This window comes from Mycobacterium sp. SMC-18 (assembly GCF_045310895.1).
Classification (GTDB): domain Bacteria; phylum Actinomycetota; class Actinomycetes; order Mycobacteriales; family Mycobacteriaceae; genus Mycobacterium.
This window is the reverse complement of sequence record NZ_JBJIAL010000022.1, coordinates 32,313-45,381: the sequence shown is the minus strand read 5'-3', so window position 1 is coordinate 45,381 and position 13,069 is coordinate 32,313. Positions and strand designations below refer to the sequence as shown.

Below are 13,069 nucleotides of genomic sequence, written 5' to 3'. Positions count from 1 at the left end.
GCCGATTCCCGGCGCAGGGTGGAGCCATGACACTGCTCGACATCCTGCCGTCCCTGCGGGGCGCCATGCGTCCGCGCATCGACACCACCATCTGGCCGCTGACCACTCAGGTCGACGCCCTGGGACGTCTCTGCGTCGGGTCGGTCGCGCTCGCCGACGTGGCCGACGAGTTCGGCACGCCCGCATATGTTCTGGATGAGGCCGACTTCCGCAAGCGGGCCCAGCACTACCGCGCCACGCTGCGCGGCGTCGAGGTCGTTTACGCCGCTCAGTCCCTGCTGACCAGGACCGTTGCCGGTTGGGTGCACGAGGCCGGCCTCGGCATGGCGGTGTGTTCGACGGCCGAGCTGGCCACGGCCCTCGCCGGTGGCATGGACCCCGCGCGCATCGTCGTCCACGGCAGCGGCAAGTCGGTCGACGAGCTGGCGACCGCCGCGGGCGCCGGCGTCGGCCGCATCGTGCTGGACTCCCCCATCGAGATGGCCTATCTGGCCGGCGTCGCACGCCGGCGGCAGGCCGTGCTGCTGCAGGTCCGGCCCGGTATCGACGTGCTGCCGACCGTCCGCCGCGCACTGGCCACGCCGCAACTGCCACTGGCGGGGCTGTACTGCCATCTGGGCACGCAGATCGCCGAGCCGGAGGTGTACGTCGAAGCCGTGCGCGGTCTCGTCGACACCATGACCGACGTGCGCGCCGCCCACGGCGTCGTGCTCACCGAACTGAACATCGGCGGCGGCCACGCCATCGCCTACCGGACCGGCGAACCCGAACTCGACGTGCCGGCCTTGGCCGACTTCCTGGAAGACGCCCTCGACGCCGCCTGCGCCGCCAACCGGTTCCCCCGGCCCCGGCTCGTCGTCGAACCCGGCCGCGCGATCAGCGGCCGTGCCGGCGTGACGCTGCACCGCGTGCAGTCGGTGTCGACCCGGACCGACGGCACCGCCGTCGTCACCGTCGACGGCAGCCACCCGCATTCCGCACCGGACGCGAATTACACTGTCACCCTTGCCAACCGGCACCCGCTCGGGCCTTCGCGGCGCGCCACCGTCGTCGGCCGCGACGGCACCGTCATCGCCGACGATCTCGACCTGCCCGACGACGTCCACCCCGGGGATCTGCTCGCCACCGCGTGCACCGGCGCCTACCACCACAGCACGGCGTCGAACTTCACCATGACGACCCGACCACCGGTCATCGCGGTGTGCGACCGCCGGGTACGGCCCCTGATCCGCCGCGAGACCACCGCGGACCTGCTGCTGCGCGACTGCGGCTGACGGTGGAATTCCCGTCTACGACAGCGGTTGCGAGACGCTAGCCTGTTGACAGGGAATTCACAGTCCGGGGGGACGGCATGGCATCACGGTCGGGGGCGACTGCCGAGTGTCGGTGACCATTTCCGCGGTGCAGGCTTCGGACCCCGCACGTCTGGCAGACGGTGCCGCGCAACTGCGCGGTGACGTCAAGCAACTCGACGAGCTGATATTCGACGAGCGGCGTGCACTGCACCAGCTCGGCGAGGCCTGGGAAGGTACCGCCGCCGACGCCGCGAAGGCCAAGGGCGACGCCCTGGTTCAGCAACACGAGGCGCTGAAGTCCCGGCTCACGTCCATGCAGTCGACGCTGGAGTCGGCCGGCACCAGCCTGACTACACTGCGCGGCACGATCACCGGGATGGTGCAGCAGGTCTTCGCGCTCGGTGGCACGGTCAGCGACGACGGCACCGCCACCTCGACCGGCGCGGGCCAGACGTTCACCCCCGAACTCGCCGCGGCGTACACCTCGATTCTCAAGAGCCTGCTGCAGCAGTTCAGCGCCGTCGACGAAGCCACGGCCGCCGCCATCGATTCGGCTGGTACCGGCAGGAACAACATCGTCGGTGAGCCGCCGGCCGCGCCCCTGGACCGCGAGCTCGACAGTCTCAAACCGCCCGACGGCGCCACAGACACCGAGGTCAACCAGTGGTGGGACGGGCTGAGCAAGGAAGAGCGGGACCGCATCATCGCCGAGCGGCCCGACTGGATCGGCAATCTCGACGGTGTGCCCGGCTCTGCGCGGGATCTGGCCAATCGCAACCGGTTGGCGAAACTGCGCAATGACCCCAACCTGACCGAAGAGGAGAAGGGCACCCTCGCCGCGATCGACGACGCCCTCTCCAAGCCGGACCGCCAGCTACTGGTGGTGGACTTCGACGGCGAGCACCCGAAAGTGGCTGTCGCGCTGGGCAATGTCGATACCGCCAAGCACGTCAGCGTGTACGTGCCGGGCACCGGGTCGGTGACGTACGACAAGAAGAACGCGGGCAACGACCTGCCGACCTACATCGAGCAGTCCGAGTGGCTCAAGCGCGACACCGAGAACGTCCTCAGAGATGCCGGCAAGGGCGACGAGACCGTGGCCACCGTCGCCTGGCTGGGCTACGAACCGCCGGAGGACGTCGGGCAGGCTGCCAGCGCGCACTACGCCGACGACAACGCGCCGAAGCTGGCGTCGTTCATCAACGGCCTGGACAGCTCGCGCGACACCGACCCGCATCTGACGGTGCTCGGCCATTCGTACGGTTCGACGCTGGCCAGCGAGGCCCTGCAGCGCGGGACGGCCGCCGACGACGCCGTGTTCATGGGCTCACCGGGCCTGGAGACCAACCCGCTGCAGTTCCTGCACGACACCACCCCGTCGGACCTGCATCTGTCGCAGGGCCACGTGTTCGTCGAACATGCCAAGAACGACGTCGTGGCCGACCTCGGCCGCTTCGGCGTGACGATCCCGTCGAACCTGCCCGGCCTCATCGACCTGTCAACCAACGCCGAGACCACGCCGTTGGGGCAACGCGCCGAATCGACGGGCCACAGCAAGTACTCGTTCATCGGCACCACGGCGCTCTACAACCAGGCCGTCGTGGTGGCAGGTCTAGGACAAGATGACCACTACGTGAAGCGGGAGGATTGATGTGGCGTTCGGTGATCACCGTGCTGCTGGCGTTCGCATTGAGTGGGTGCGGTCCGATGTTTGAGTCCGGCTATCAGGGTGGCCCCGTCGAGGGCGATTACGGCTACGGCACTCCTCAGGAGCTCGGCACGCTACTGGCCCGCCGCGACGCGGAAGACGTCATCGCCGACCGCGACCGCATGATGACCGAGATCGCCGACGCTCTCGCCGCCATCGTGCCGGGGGGCCAGTGGCTGCCCGACGACAAACCCGGCTCCACAGGCTGCGGCGACTTCGGATCGACCAAGGGCAACATCTACTTCAGTCCGCACTACACATCGAAAGTGCCTGTGCCCGCCGCGCTCTGGAACCGGGCCACGCAGGCCATCATCGACATCGCGGCCAGATACGGCTACACCAATGTGACCGGCGGCCCGGGAGACGTCACGGACGACGAGCACAAAGGACTGGTCATCACCGACGCCGACGGCGGCCGCTTCACGTTCGGGTCGGCCAAGGCCTCGTCGATGTACGTCGGCACCGGCTGCTACCTCACCGCCGAGGACAAGCGCAAGGCCCGCGAAGCCGCCCCGAAGTAGTCAGTTCTCGTGCAGCTCCGGGTCGGACTCGAGGTGCGTCAGCCCGTTCCAGCACAGGTTGACCACGTGCGCGGCGACCACTTCCTTCTTGGGCTGCCGCACATCCAGCCACCACTGGGCCGTCATCGACACCGAACCGACCAGCGCCTGCGCGTACAGCGGCGCCAGTTCCGGATCGAGCCCCCGCCGGGAGAAGTCACCGGCCAGGATCGACGACACCTGGTTGACGGCGTCGTTGAGCAGCGTCGCGTAGGTGCCGGCCGTGATGGTCGCGGGCGAGTCGCGGATCAGGATCCGGAAGCCGTCGGTGTGCTCCTCGACGTAGGTCAGCAGCGCCAGCGCCACCCGCTCGACGCGCACCCGGGACCTGTTGTTGGTCAGTGACGACGTGATGCCGTCCAGCAGCGCCGACATCTCGCGGTCGACGACGACGGCGTAGAGGCCTTCCTTACCGCCGAAATGCTCGTAGACGACGGGCTTGGAGACGTTGGCGCGCTGCGCGATTTCCTCGATGGACGTGCCGTCGTAACCGCGCTCGGCGAAAAGCGACTTCGCGATCTCGATGAGCTGCTGACGGCGTTCACTGCCGGTCATGCGCGCACGAGGGCTGCGCGCTCCGTTCTCCGCCGCTGCCATGGTCGCCAGCGTATCCGCTTGCACTAGAGTCTCTGGCGAGTAATCCGTCGTGGTGTAATCGGCAGCACCTCTGATTTTGGTTCAGATAGTTCAGGTTCGAGTCCTGGCGACGGAGCAAGTTCAAAGCGCGATGCGGCGTAGAGAGAGGCGTACGTGACTCGAGGCGAAGCCGCTGTCATCGTTCTGGCAGCTGGGTCGGGCACCCGGATGCGCTCCGACATCCCGAAGGTCCTGCATACGCTGGCCGGCCGCAGCATGCTGGCGCACGCGCTACATGCCGTGGCCAAGGTCAACCCGACGCACCTGGTCGTGGTGGTCGGTAAGGAGCGCGAGCGCGTCACCGCCCATGTGCACGAGATCGCGGGCGGCCTCGGGCGCAGCGTCACCGTCGCCATCCAGGACCAACAGCTCGGCACCGGGCACGCCGTCAGCTGCGGGCTGTCCGCACTGCCCGAGGACTTCGCCGGCACCGTCGTCGTCACCGCGGGTGATGTGCCGTTGCTCGGCGCCGACACCCTTGCCGACCTCGTCGACACCCACGCCGCCGCCACCGCGGCTGCCACGGTGCTGACCACCACCGTCACCAACCCGACGGGCTACGGCCGCATCCTGCGCACGCAGGACCACGAGGTGATCGGCATCGTCGAGCAGGCCGACGCCACCGAATCCCAGCGCGCCATCCGCGAGGTGAACTCCGGGGTGTACGCGTTCGACGCGGCAGCCCTGCGGTCGGCGCTGAGCCGGCTGCGCTCGGACAACGCCCAACAGGAGCTCTACCTCACCGACGCCATCGCGATCGTGCGCGGCGACGGCCAGATCGTCCGGGCCCACCACGTCGACGACAGCGCACAGGTCTCCGGTGTCAACGACCGCGTGCAACTGTCCGAGGTGGCCGCCGAGCTGAACCGCCGCATCATCGCCGGGCATCAGCGCGCGGGCGTCACGATCATCGACCCGGCCACCACCTGGATCGACGTCGACGTGAGCATCGGCCGCGACACCGTCGTCAAGCAGTGCACCCAGCTGCTGGGCGCCACCGACGTCGGCGCGAACTGCGTCATCGGCCCCGACACGACGCTGACCGACATGGAGGTCGGTGACGGCGCCGAGGTGATCCGCACCCACGGGCAGCTGGCCGTCATCGGCGCCGGCGCCACCGTCGGGCCGTTCACGTACCTGCGGCCCGGCACCGAGCTGGGCGCCGACGGCAAGCTGGGCGCGTTCGTCGAGGTCAAGAACTCGAAGATCGGCACCGGCACCAAGGTGCCGCACCTGACCTACGTCGGGGACGCCGACATCGGCGAGTACAGCAACATCGGCGCGTCCAGCGTCTTCGTCAACTACGACGGCGAGAACAAGAACCGCACCACCATCGGTTCGCACGTGCGCACGGGCTCGGACACCATGTTCGTCGCACCCGTGACCGTCGGCGACGGCGCCTACACCGGCGCCGGCACCGTGGTCCGCGAGGACGTGCCGCCCGGCGCGCTGGCCGTCTCGAAGGGTGAGCAGCGCAACATCGAAGGCTGGGTCGAGCGCAAACGCCCCGACTCGAAGGCCGCAGCCGCAGCCCGGAAAGCGCGCGGCGAGAGCTGAGCTCGATGTTTGTTGTTGGTGTTCTGGTAACCCGGCAACAGTTCCGGGTTACCGGCAAGTACCATTACCGCGTATCGATCCCCCACCGCGAAAGCAGCACACAGTGGCCACGGACTGGACCGACAACCGCAAAAATCTGATGCTCTTCTCGGGGCGCGCGCACCCCGAACTGGCCGAACAGGTGGCCAAAGAGCTCGGCGTCGAGGTCACCCCGCAGACATCCCGGGACTTCGCGAACGGCGAGATCTTCGTCCGTTTCGACGAGTCGGTGCGCGGCAGTGACGCCTTCGTGCTGCAGAGCCACCCCGCGCCGCTGAACCACTGGCTGATGGAACAGCTCATCATGATCGACGCGCTCAAGCGCGGGTCGGCCAAGCGGATCACCGCGATCCTGCCGTTCTACCCGTACGCGCGCCAGGACAAGAAGCACCGCGGCCGCGAGCCCATCTCGGCCCGCCTGGTCGCCGACCTGCTCAAGACCGCCGGCGCCGACCGCATCGTCTCGGTCGACCTGCACACCGACCAGATTCAGGGCTTCTTCGACGGTCCGGTCGACCACATGCGCGGCCAGTCCCTGCTGTGCGGCTACATCGGTGACAAGTACTCCGACTCCGACCTCGTCGTGGTCTCCCCCGACTCCGGCCGCGTGCGCGTCGCCGAGAAGTGGGCCGACTCGCTGGGCGGCGTGCCCCTGGCCTTCATCCACAAGACCCGCGATCCGCTGGTCCCCAACCAGGTCAAGGCCAACCGCGTCGTCGGTGAGGTCAAGGGCAAGACCTGCATCCTGACCGACGACATGATCGACACCGGTGGCACCATCGCCGGCGCCGTGAAGCTGCTGCGCGAAGACGGCGCCAAGGACGTCATCATCGCCGCCACGCACGGCGTGCTGTCCGACCCGGCGGCCCAGCGCCTCGCCGACTGTGGCGCCCGCGAGGTCATCGTCACCAACACGCTGCCCATCACGCCGGACAAGCAGTTCGACGCCCTGACCGTGCTGTCGATCGCGCCGCTGCTGGCCTCGACCATCCGCGCGGTGTTCGAAAACGGCTCGGTCACCGGCCTTTTCGACGGATCCGCCTAAATGGCCCGGATTTACCACAACCCGAAGTGCTCGACCTCCCGCAAGACGCTGGATCTGTTGCGGGAGAACGGCGTTGAGCCCGAGGTCGTGCAGTATCTGAAGACGCCGCCGACCCGGGCCGAGCTCACGGCGATGATCGAGGATGCGGGCATCGACGTGCGCACCGCGGTGCGCAAGCGTGAAGCCCTCTACGCCGAGCTGAATCTGGCCGAGGCCACCGACGAGCAGTTGCTCGACGCCATGGCGGAGCACCCGATCCTGATCGAGCGGCCCTTCGTCGTCACCGACAAGGGCACCCGGCTGGCCCGCCCGATCGACGCGGTCCGCGAGATTCTGTGATCCTGCAGCGGATCGGTGGGGCGGTGCTGTCCATTGCGACCGCTCTCACCCTCGCCGCATGCGACGCGAAAACGCCTGACTACAAGTCGATCTGGTCGACGACGCCGACCACCAGCGCGACTCCGGTGGACAAGGCCAGCCTGATCCCGTTCCCCGACTACCTCAACAAGCTCGGCGTGCAGAGCAAGCAGGTCGTCCCGGACCAGCTCACCGACCTCAAGGTGTCGCTGCCGCGGCCACCGGGCTGGACGGGCTACAAGAACCTCAACTACTCGCCCGGCACCGTGACGATCGCCAAGAACGACACCTATCCCCTGGCGATGCTGATGGTGTTCCAGCTGTCCGGCGACTTCGACGTCAAGGACGCCCTCAAGCACTCCGACGCCGACGCGCTGCTGTCCGAGAACTTCAAGAAGCTCTACAGCTCGAGCGAGGACTTCCAGGGTTATCCGTCGGCCATGATCGAGGGCAGCTACGACCTGCACAACCGCCGGATGCAGTCGTACAACCGGATCGTGATCGCCCAGCCGTCGCCGCCGCGCCCGGGCATCCACTACCTGATCCAGCTGACCGTCACGACGTACGCCGAACAGGCCAAGGAGCAGGCCGGCGACATCGAGACGATCATCAAGGGCTTCTCCGTCGGACCGAAGTAGCGGCGCCGCACTAAGCTCGCCGTCATGAGCGAATGGACCGCCGCGGACCTTCCTTCCTTCGCCGGCCGCACCGTCATCGTCACCGGGGCCAACAGTGGCCTCGGCGAGGTCACCGCCCGTGAGCTGGCCGGCGTGGGCGCCAAGGTCATCCTGGCCTGCCGCAACACCGCCAAAGGCGACGCCGCGGCCGCGGGCATGACCGGCGACGTCGAGGTCCGTCCGCTCGATCTGCAGAGCCTGGCCTCGGTGCGTGAGTTCGCCGCCGGGGTCGACAAGGTCGATGTCCTGATCAACAACGCCGGCATCATGGCGGTGCCCTTCTCGGTGACCGAGGACGGTTTCGAGAGCCAGATCGGCACCAACCACCTGGGCCACTTCGCCCTGACCAACCTGCTGCTGCCCAAGATCACCGACCGCGTCGTCACGGTGTCGTCCGAGCTGCACCTGCTGGGCTACATCAGCCTCAAAGACCTGAACTGGAAGTCGCGGCCGTACTCGGCCTGGCTGGCGTATGGGCAGTCGAAGCTGGCGAATCTGCTGTTCACCAAAGACCTGCAGCGCCGGCTGTCGATCGCGGGCTCGCCCGTCCGGGCGCTGGCCGCGCACCCGGGCTACTCGGCCACCAACCTGCAGGGCCACACCGGCAATGAGTTCGGCGACAAGTTCTGGCTCGCCGCCAACAAGATCGCCACCGACGCGTCCTTCGGTGCGCGCCAGACGCTGTTCGCGGCGTCGCAGGACCTGCCGGGCAACACGTTCGTCGGCCCGAAATTCGGCTTCCGTGGGCCGACCGGCCCCACCCAGCTGATCAAGCCGGCCGCCCGTTCGGCGCGCACCGCGACGGCGCTCTGGGACCTGTCTGCCCAGCTCACTGCCACTGAATTTCCGCTGTAAGGGGCGTTTCCGCTAGTCTGGCTCACGATCACGGCGAGGGTCGGTCCGATTTCGGGCCACCGTTATCGACGGGAATTCACAGCACGTATGTGCGCAGATATCCCAGCCCTGGCCGTGCCACCCAGTAGATACGGCATCAGGAGCGATTCACATGGCCAAGAACGCGGCCCCCACCTCGAACAATCTGACCGCTGCGGTCCGCACCCGGACCGGCAAGGGCGCCTCGCGTCTGGCCCGTCGCGAAGGCCGCGTGCCCGTTGTCCTGTACGGCCACGGCACCGACCCCCAGCACCTCGAGATTAACGCCCACGACTTCGCTGCCGTGCTGCGTAACTCGGGCACCAACGCGGTGCTGACCCTGGACATCGCCGGCAAGGAGCAGCTCGCGCTGACCAAGCAGGTCGTCGTTCACCCGATCAAGCGCAACATCGAGCACGCCGACCTGATCGTCGTGAAGCGTGGCGAGAAGGTCACCGTCGACGTGAACGTCCTCGTCGAGGGCGACGCCGCCCCCGGCACCCTGGTCACCCAGGACGCCAACACCATCCAGATCGAGGCCGAGGCCCTGTCGATCCCCGAGTCGCTGACCATTTCGGTCGAGGGCGTCGAGGCCGGCACCCAGATCCTGGCCGGCCAGGTCGAGCTGCCCAAGGGCGTCACCCTGGTGACCGACGCCGAGACCCTGGTCGTCAACGTCGTCACCGCGCCGACCGCCGAGGACCTGGACGCCGAGGGCGCCGGCGAGGAAGAGGCCGCTTCGGGCGAAGAGGCCGCTGCCGAGGGCGAGGCGGCCGAAGAGGCTGCTGCCGAGTCGGAGTAGTCCGCTTTGGCCGAGCCACTGCTGGTGGTCGGCCTGGGCAATCCTGGGCCGCGCTACGAAACAACGCGGCACAACGTTGGATTTCTGGTTGCCGACATCCTGGCCGAGCGCATCGGCTCAGGATTCAAGGTGCACAAGAAATCCGGAGCTGAGGTCACCACGGGCCGGCTGGGAGGCCGGTCCGTGGTGCTCGCCAAGCCGCGCACCTACATGAACGAATCCGGCAGGCACGTCGGGCCTTTGGCGAAGTTCTATTCGGTCGCGCCCGCCGATGTCGTGGTGCTCCACGACGAGTTGGACATCGATTTCGGCCGCATCCGGCTCAAATTCGGTGGCGGCGAGGGCGGCCACAATGGCCTGAGGTCCGTGGCTTCGGCCTTGGGCACCAAGGATTTTCAGCGCGTCCGCATCGGCGTCGGCCGCCCACCGGGGCGTCAGGACCCGGCGGCGTTCGTGCTGGAGAACTTCAATTCGAGGGAACGGCCCGAACTGGGCACCATTCTCGAACAAGCCGCCGACGCAACGGAACTGCTACTGCAGCACGGCGTCGAGGCGGCGCAGAACACCGTCCACGCCTGGTAGCCATTCCGGCCGTAAAACCACGAAAACCCCCAAATTCCACCGAATTTGGGGGTTTTCGCGTACTGGTCGCGAAAGAACTATCCGCAGATGTGTTGCCGGTCAACGGCATCGGTGTAGCAGTTGCGGCGGCCCTGCGCGCCCACGCGCGAACTCTGGGTGGTGTCCTGGGTACGGACGCCCGGGGTCGCCTTGATCGCGACGCTGCCGTTGGTCTCACAGGTGGAGGTTGCGCCGGAGTCCTGACAGGTCGGGCGGGCACCTGCGACGGGCGCCATGATGCCGCTGACCGAGGCCAGGCCCACCAGCAGAGCTGCCATCGTGCGCTTGCCTTGATGAGTCATGTCACCTTCTCACTTTCGGGGGAAGGCCGTCTGTCTCTCAGCCTGCCTTCTGGCCCCCGCATGTTAGTTCGACTATATGTTTCGGCCATGTGACCGTGCCATGAACTCATGGCAAACTCACATGTCCGTGAGCAGCCGAAATGCGGTGACCTGGCGATCTTGAAAAAGGCGGTGAGCAACGTCACCGGATGGCCGAGGAACTTTCGCATGCAACGGAATTCGTCACGACCGCTGCATGCGTGCCTCAGTTCACGGGCACGACGACACCAGTGTGGGTGAGTCCGCAGCAAGAGGAGTGTTGTTCGCCGCCGCCCGGTTGAACGCGTCGCGGCGGGCGTCCTCGATCGTCGGCCCGGCGCCGCCGGCCACGACACCGCTCTCGGGGGCGTGCACGTTGACGATGCACAACCGATCGTTGGTGGCCTCGTCGCTCGTGCACTGGTCGGCGCCGGCCCGGTTACACGCCGCGATCACTGCCACGGAGGCCGCACGGACGTCAGGCCCGGTGGCGGTGAAGCCGACGATGACGCCGCCCCGGACACCGGAACCGACCGCTGCGGCAATGTTGTTCGGCTTCCCGAGCACGCCCGCCGAGCCGTCGGCGCAACCGGGTACCGCGGCGATGGCGCCCGCGCCGAGCACTGCAGCCAGGGCCGCAACGACACGCCTCATGAATACGCCGGTCCTCTCGTCGGTAATTGGCGAGATTACCCGGGGTTCACAGCTTTCGCTCAGCGTAGCGGGCAAGCCCATCCGTGTGGAAAACGTAAAAACCCCCGATCTCCTTGGAGATCAGGGGTTTTCACGACTTCACAAACCTAGCCGGTGACGAGTTCCACCGAGTTGGCGCGACGGAGCTTGCCGGACGGGGTCTTCGGGATGGTGCCGGGGCCCAGCACGACCACGTTGCGCGGCCGCACGTCGACCTCGGTCACGACCTCGTGCGCCACCTGATGCTCGATCCGGCGCACCTCCGCCGGGTCCTGCCAGGCGTTGGACTCGACCGCGACGGCGAAGGTCTCTCGCGAATGACCGGCATCCAGGCGCACCGCGACGGCGCAGCCCGGGCGCACACCTTCCACCCGGCCCGCCGCGCGTTCGATGTCCGTCGGGTAGATGTTGCGGCCCGCCATGATGATGACGTCCTTCACGCGGCCACACACCACGATGTTCTGCTCCTCGGTGATGTACCCAAGGTCACCGGTGTCGTACCAACCGTTCTCGTCCTGCGTCGGCAGGAAGCCGGCCATGGTGATGTAACCGGGGGTCACCGATTCGCCGCGCAGCTGGATGACGCCGACACCGCGCTCGGGCAGGACGTTGCCGTCCTCGTCGACGACGCGGGCCTCGAGGTCGCGCAGCAGCGGGCCCAGCGATGCGAGGCGACGCGTGTTGCCCTTGGATGCCGGCACGGCGCGCCGCAGGGCGGCCAGCAGGTCGGCGTCGACCTCATCGACGACCAGGCCGGCGTTGCACGGCGAGAACGACACGGCAAGGCAGGTCTCGGCCATGCCGTAGGCCGGCAGGATGGCCGAGGCCTTCAGGCCGAACGGCTTGCCGGCGTCGATGAGGTCCTCGACGTCGGCGGGGTCGACGGGCTCGGCGCCGGACAGCGCGAACCGGAGCGTGGAGAGGTCATATTCGCCCGGCTTGGCCTGGCGGCGCAGCCGCTTGGCGAACAGGGCGTAGGCGAAGTTCGGGGCCGCCGTCATGGTGCCCTTGTACTTGTCGATCAGCTTGGCCCACAGCAGGGTGTCGCGCAGGAAGTCCATGGGCGTGACCTTGACCAGCTCGGCGCCGAAGTACATCGGGATGGTCAGGAAGCCGACCATGCCCATGTCGTGGAAGCACGGCAACCAGCTGACCATGACGTCCTTGTCGACGTCGTACTCGGCGCCGATGAACATGGCCTCGGCGTTGGAGTAGATGTTGCGGTGCGTGATCTGCACGGCCTTCGGCGACCCGGTCGAACCCGAGGTCAGCTGCATCAGCGCGAGATCGTCTTCACCGGTCTCGACGGGGTCGATGGGCTCGGCAGCGAGCAGATCGCCGACCTTGAGGACCTGCAGGCCCTTCTCCTCCAGCACCGGGATGGCCACCAGGAACGGCTCGGAGACGATGACGGCCTTGGCCTCGATCATGCTGATGACATTCATGGTGTCTTCAGCCCAGACGGCCAGATCGGTACGGGGCGTCGGCTGGTGCAGCATGGTGAGGCTGCCGCCGCGCATCCAGATGCCCTGCACGGTCGGGGCGATCTCCACCGGGAAACCGGCCAGCACGCCGATCTTGTCGCCGTGACCGATGCCGGCGGCCGCCAGGCCGCCTGCGATACGGCGGGCCCGCTCATGGACCTCACCCCAGGTGTGGCGCACCGGCTCGTGCGGCTCACCGGTGACCATGCCCCGCTGCGATGTACGAGCGTTGTTGTACATCTTGTCGGTAAATCGGCTCACGACAACCTCCTGACGTCAGGCGCCACTGCCCGTCGTTCCATAGTCCGTCCGGTGCCAGGCGCACTTGTAGAGGCGCGCACGCACAATTCGGCCGCGGTTATATCTCGAATCGATGGCTCCGCTGCCATGACTCCGGCGCTG

At 67.5% G+C, this 13,069-nt stretch carries 14 protein-coding genes and 1 tRNA gene; 11 read left to right on the top strand and 4 right to left on the bottom strand.

Going from position 1 to position 13,069, the window contains the following annotated elements; all coding sequences use genetic code 11:
- The first annotated feature begins 26 nt into the window (after window positions 1-26).
- From ACJH6J_RS19195 to ACJH6J_RS19185, 3 genes are all read left to right on the top strand, one after another.
- Entirely contained in the window at window positions 27-1,274 is a 1,248-nt protein-coding gene (locus ACJH6J_RS19195; RefSeq protein ID WP_406804391.1) for a diaminopimelate decarboxylase family protein, read from the top strand.
- A gap of 112 nt (window positions 1,275-1,386) precedes the next feature.
- A complete protein-coding gene (locus tag ACJH6J_RS19190) occupies window positions 1,387-2,946 on the top strand; it encodes an alpha/beta hydrolase (RefSeq protein WP_406804390.1) in 1,560 nt (519 codons plus the stop codon).
- Entirely contained in the window at window positions 2,946-3,524 is a 579-nt protein-coding gene (locus ACJH6J_RS19185; protein WP_406802049.1) for an LppA family lipoprotein, read from the top strand. Before ACJH6J_RS19190 ends, ACJH6J_RS19185 begins: the two co-directional genes overlap by 1 nt.
- On the opposite strand, the gene ACJH6J_RS19180 is transcribed toward ACJH6J_RS19185, so the two are convergent.
- Entirely contained in the window at window positions 3,525-4,118 is a 594-nt protein-coding gene (locus ACJH6J_RS19180; RefSeq protein WP_064983424.1) for a TetR/AcrR family transcriptional regulator, read from the bottom strand. It lies immediately after the preceding gene.
- Window positions 4,119-4,203: 85 nt separating this feature from the next.
- Between ACJH6J_RS19180 and ACJH6J_RS19175 the strand changes: the two genes are divergently transcribed.
- The 8 genes from ACJH6J_RS19175 (at window position 4,204) to pth (ending at window position 10,131) form a co-directional block, all read left to right on the top strand.
- Window positions 4,204-4,275: transfer RNA gene (locus ACJH6J_RS19175), tRNA-Gln, on the top strand.
- 38 nt (window positions 4,276-4,313) lie between these two features.
- Window positions 4,314-5,756, top strand: coding sequence for a bifunctional UDP-N-acetylglucosamine diphosphorylase/glucosamine-1-phosphate N-acetyltransferase GlmU (gene glmU / locus ACJH6J_RS19170; RefSeq protein WP_406802050.1), 1,443 nt, complete (start codon window positions 4,314-4,316; stop codon window positions 5,754-5,756).
- A 103-nt stretch (window positions 5,757-5,859) separates the two neighbouring features.
- A complete protein-coding gene (locus ACJH6J_RS19165; RefSeq protein ID WP_318986724.1) occupies window positions 5,860-6,840 on the top strand; it encodes a ribose-phosphate diphosphokinase in 981 nt (326 codons plus the stop codon).
- Window positions 6,841-7,179 carry an arsenate reductase (glutaredoxin) gene (gene arsC / locus ACJH6J_RS19160; RefSeq protein ID WP_406804389.1) on the top strand — a complete coding sequence of 113 codons (339 nt, stop codon included), beginning with the start codon at window positions 6,841-6,843 and terminating at the stop codon, window positions 7,177-7,179.
- Window positions 7,180-7,181: 2 nt separating this feature from the next.
- The gene (locus ACJH6J_RS19155; protein ID WP_406804401.1) at window positions 7,182-7,835 is read left to right on the top strand and encodes an LpqN/LpqT family lipoprotein; all 654 of its coding nucleotides are present in this window, start codon (window positions 7,182-7,184) and stop codon (window positions 7,833-7,835) included.
- 24 nt (window positions 7,836-7,859) lie between these two features.
- Window positions 7,860-8,729 carry an oxidoreductase gene (locus ACJH6J_RS19150; protein ID WP_346416164.1) on the top strand — a complete coding sequence of 290 codons (870 nt, stop codon included), beginning with the start codon at window positions 7,860-7,862 and terminating at the stop codon, window positions 8,727-8,729.
- 151 nt (window positions 8,730-8,880) lie between these two features.
- On the top strand, window positions 8,881-9,549 hold the full coding sequence (locus ACJH6J_RS19145; RefSeq protein ID WP_318986728.1) for a 50S ribosomal protein L25/general stress protein Ctc: 669 nt from the start codon (window positions 8,881-8,883) through the stop codon (window positions 9,547-9,549).
- Window positions 9,550-9,555: 6 nt separating this feature from the next.
- On the top strand, window positions 9,556-10,131 hold the full coding sequence (gene pth, locus ACJH6J_RS19140; protein WP_406784528.1) for an aminoacyl-tRNA hydrolase: 576 nt from the start codon (window positions 9,556-9,558) through the stop codon (window positions 10,129-10,131).
- 77 nt (window positions 10,132-10,208) lie between these two features.
- Here the strand turns inward: pth and ACJH6J_RS19135 are convergent, their stop codons facing one another.
- The 3 genes from ACJH6J_RS19135 to ACJH6J_RS19125 form a co-directional block, all read right to left on the bottom strand.
- Window positions 10,209-10,472 (bottom strand): hypothetical protein, encoded by a 264-nt coding sequence (locus ACJH6J_RS19135; RefSeq protein ID WP_138248077.1) that lies wholly within the window; start codon window positions 10,470-10,472, stop codon window positions 10,209-10,211.
- Window positions 10,473-10,721: 249 nt separating this feature from the next.
- Window positions 10,722-11,144 (bottom strand): hypothetical protein, encoded by a 423-nt coding sequence (locus ACJH6J_RS19130; RefSeq protein ID WP_406804388.1) that lies wholly within the window; start codon window positions 11,142-11,144, stop codon window positions 10,722-10,724.
- 146 nt (window positions 11,145-11,290) lie between these two features.
- Entirely contained in the window at window positions 11,291-12,928 is a 1,638-nt protein-coding gene (locus tag ACJH6J_RS19125; protein WP_346416161.1) for a fatty acyl-AMP ligase, read from the bottom strand.
- Between the last annotated feature and the right edge of the window lie 141 nt (window positions 12,929-13,069).

What these genes read in the sequence shown, in the direction of transcription:
- ACJH6J_RS19180 (WP_064983424.1), bottom strand. Translation starts at nt 4,118, where the DNA reads ATGACCGGCAGTGAACGCCGTCAGCAGCTCATCGAGATCGCGAAGTCG.
- arsC (WP_406804389.1), top strand. Translation starts at nt 6,841, where the DNA reads ATGGCCCGGATTTACCACAACCCGAAGTGCTCGACCTCCCGCAAGACG.
- ACJH6J_RS19185 (WP_406802049.1), top strand. Translation starts at nt 2,946, where the DNA reads ATGTGGCGTTCGGTGATCACCGTGCTGCTGGCGTTCGCATTGAGTGGG.
- ACJH6J_RS19150 (WP_346416164.1), top strand. Translation starts at nt 7,860, where the DNA reads ATGAGCGAATGGACCGCCGCGGACCTTCCTTCCTTCGCCGGCCGCACC.
- ACJH6J_RS19130 (WP_406804388.1), bottom strand. Translation starts at nt 11,144, where the DNA reads ATGAGGCGTGTCGTTGCGGCCCTGGCTGCAGTGCTCGGCGCGGGCGCC.
- ACJH6J_RS19135 (WP_138248077.1), bottom strand. Translation starts at nt 10,472, where the DNA reads ATGACTCATCAAGGCAAGCGCACGATGGCAGCTCTGCTGGTGGGCCTG.
- ACJH6J_RS19145 (WP_318986728.1), top strand. Translation starts at nt 8,881, where the DNA reads ATGGCCAAGAACGCGGCCCCCACCTCGAACAATCTGACCGCTGCGGTC.
- ACJH6J_RS19195 (WP_406804391.1), top strand. Translation starts at nt 27, where the DNA reads ATGACACTGCTCGACATCCTGCCGTCCCTGCGGGGCGCCATGCGTCCG.